General features: G+C 63.2%; 4 protein-coding genes. 3 read left to right on the top strand and 1 reads right to left on the bottom strand.

All coding sequences use genetic code 11. The features are described from left to right. Window positions 1-143 precede the first annotated feature (143 nt). From WA702_RS23250 to WA702_RS23240, 3 genes are read left to right on the top strand one after another with little or no spacing between them, the layout of a single operon-like run. Window positions 144-1,070 (top strand): tyrosine-type recombinase/integrase, encoded by a 927-nt coding sequence (locus WA702_RS23250; RefSeq protein ID WP_425112905.1) that lies wholly within the window; start codon window positions 144-146, stop codon window positions 1,068-1,070. Window positions 1,071-1,081: 11 nt separating this feature from the next. Continuing rightward, window positions 1,082-2,293, top strand: a complete 1,212-nt coding sequence (locus tag WA702_RS23245; protein ID WP_425112904.1) for an IS91 family transposase — start codon at window positions 1,082-1,084, stop codon at window positions 2,291-2,293. Beyond that, window positions 2,290-2,532: a hypothetical protein gene (locus WA702_RS23240; RefSeq protein WP_425112903.1), complete on the top strand. Its 243-nt coding sequence runs from the start codon at window positions 2,290-2,292 to the stop codon at window positions 2,530-2,532. The genes WA702_RS23245 and WA702_RS23240 overlap by 4 nt, the downstream gene beginning before the upstream one ends. Before the next feature lie 134 nt (window positions 2,533-2,666). On the opposite strand, the gene WA702_RS23235 is transcribed toward WA702_RS23240, so the two are convergent. Continuing rightward, the coding region (locus WA702_RS23235; RefSeq protein ID WP_425112902.1) for a hypothetical protein at window positions 2,667-2,876 on the bottom strand (210 nt) is incomplete at its 5' end.

Here is a 2,876-nt window from a genome sequence, read left to right as displayed (position 1 = left end):
GCACAAAGTCGCTGCGCTCCAGCCCGCTGCGCGGGAGCAAGAGCCGAGAGGCCTGTGGCCGGTTGAGAGGATAGTAGTAGCACTGGGGAGCCCCACCCTGAGAATCGAGGTGTTGACAACCCTCACTCAGAATGGAGCTCCCCATGAGCGAGACTAACACTGTCAGTCCGCTGCGTCAGCGTATGATCGAAGATATGGCTGCGCGCAAGCTCAACCCAAACACGCAGCGTGGCCACATTTACAGTTGCAAGCGGTTCGCTGCTTGGCTGAAGCGTTCGCCCGATACGGCAACGCCCGACGAGGTACGCCGATTTCAGCTACACCTCATCGAGAGCGGGACCAGCATCTGCAACCGCAATCGGATCATGACCGGGGTACGGTTCTTGTTCCGCGTCACGCTCCGTCGCCACGATCTGGCGGCCGAGGTCTGGCACATCAAGGAGCCCGAGAGGCTGCCGCCGGTGCTGAGTCCTGAGGAGGTCAAGCGTGTCCTGACCATGGCGACGAGCCTGAAGGCGCGAGCGATGCTAACGCTGGCCTACGGTTGTGGGCTGCGGGCTGGCGAGGTGGTGCGGCTGCGATCAGGCAACATCGACAGCGAGCAGAAGATCATCCGAATCGTGCAGTCAAAGGGACGCAAGGACCGGCATGTGATGCTGCCGTCGGAGGCCCTGAAGCTGTTGCGGCAATGGTGGAAGGAGCGGCCGACCGCGCATGATGCCGGCGTCACGCCGGAACACCGCTGGCTGTTTCCCGGTCGCCGTAAGCATCGGCCAATGACCACGCGTCAACTCGGCCGGCTGTTCAAGGAGGCTGCCAAAGCCGCGGCGCTGCGCAAGACGGTTCCGCTACATTCCCTTCGCCACAGCTTCGCGACCCATCTGCTCGAGCGCGGCAAGGACATTCGCGTGATTCAAGCGTTGCTCGGACATTCCAAGCTCGAGACGACGGCCCGCTACGTTCGCGTGGCGACCGGAATGATTGCCAAGATCGAGAGTCCCCTGGAGGGCCTGAGCCCGCCGCGTCGCAGGCGTGCGAAGCGAGACAGGAAGAAGCCGCCGGCGCCGTAGCGACGCCGGCCATGGCTCGACCAGATCTGGAGGTCGCGGACATCCTCCGCGATCACGGCCCGACTTGGCGCGAGGCCAACCGCTCCCATGTGAGCCTCGAGCAATTGAAGGTGATGAGTGCGATCGAGCGCTGTCGCACGGCGGCGCTCGGCGGGCATGTCGCACGCTGCGAGAACGCAGCGTGCGGCCATACCGATATCTCATACAACTCCTGTGGCAACCGGCATTGTCCCAAGTGTCAAGGCGCGGCGTCACGCCGATGGCTGACCGACCGCGAAGCCGAGCTGTTGCCGGTGCCGTATTTTCACGTCGTCTACACGTTGCCGAGCGAACTGCGTGACATCGCCTTCCAGAACAAGCGCGTGGTCTACAACCTGCTGATGAAGGCGTCCGCCGAGACGACACTTACGATCGCCGCTGATCCCAAGCGCCTCGGCGCACGGATCGGTATAACCGCGGTGCTGCACACCTGGGGCTCGGCCATGACCCATCATCCACACGTGCATATGATCGTGCCGGGTGGTGGGCTGTCGCTCGATAACAAGCGATGGGTCGCCGCGCGCGACAACTTCCTTGTCCATGTCAACGTGCTGGCGCGCCTGTTCCAGGGCAAAATGCTGGCGATGCTCATGCATGCGCACAACGCCGGTGAGTTGAAGTTCTTCAACACCCATGCCGGGCTCGCCGACAAGCGAACGTTCAAGCGCTTCATCGCTCCGCTGCGGCGCATCGACTGGGTGGTCTATTGCAAGCCACCGTTCGCGGGGCCCCAGCAGGTGCTGCGCTATCTCTCCCGTTACACCCATCGGGTCGCCATCTCGAACCGTCGCCTCGTTGCAGCCGATGACGACGCGATCGCGTTCCGCTGGAAAGATTATCGCGTCAACGGCCCCGACCGCTGGAAGACGATGCGGCTTCAGCCGCACGAGTTCATCAGGCGTTTCCTGATCCACGTGCTGCCCAAGGGTTTCCACCGCATTCGCCACTACGGGCTCTTTGCCTCCACCAACCGCGCCGAGAGCATCGCAGCCGCCCGCACACTCCTCAATGTCGCCCCACCTGCTGCCGATCCCCAACAAGAGCCCGATGTTACACCGGACACGCCGCGTGTGCTGCCCTGGCCATGCCCGCGCTGTGGCGCGCGCATGATCGTCATCGAGACCTTCGCGCCCGGCTGCAAGCCGAACTGGCGGCCGACACCGAGCAGGATCGACACCTCATGAGCCAGACCTCCTGCAAGCGTTGCGGCCATCCCCGTCCGATGCGCTGGCTCCACGCCGGCGGCGATCTCGCTCAACCCAATGGCATCCATCAGTGCGCGGATCGCGTGTTGGTGAGCTTCGAACACCCGCCGAAATACCTAATGCACGCTGCTGACCTCCCGTACCTGCAGACACGCCGGTCGAATCCTGCCAGCGTCACGCCTATCATCGAGCCCGGCACCGACATTAAATCTCCATAGCGCCCGCCGCCCGGCCAGTGCCCAACTTCCCGCGACTTCGTGCCTTGGCGCTTTTCAGCCGCCGGTCATCACAGCGCGTGGTTAGATTGTCGCGCCCGGCAGCTGAAAACCTGCACATGAACAGACATGGGCCCTTATTCGATCACCTCGTCAGCGCGGGCGAGCATTAGCTGTCGCAGCTGCACGAGACTAAGCATCTCGGCTTCGTCGGTAACAATAAGCGTCAGACCGTGCTGCCGGATCGGCAGGAACTCACTAGCTTCGATCTGCAGGACTGAAACCAGGAGCGCCGATCGCGGCGAGGTGCTCGATTGTCCGCCGCAGCACCTCGAACAGGACAGCAG

It is taken from the genome of Bradyrhizobium sp., from assembly GCF_049798375.1.
GTDB lineage: Bacteria > Pseudomonadota > Alphaproteobacteria > Rhizobiales > Xanthobacteraceae > Bradyrhizobium.
The sequence above is the reverse complement of the archived record's forward strand: the minus strand, read 5'-3'. Positions and strand labels throughout refer to the sequence as shown.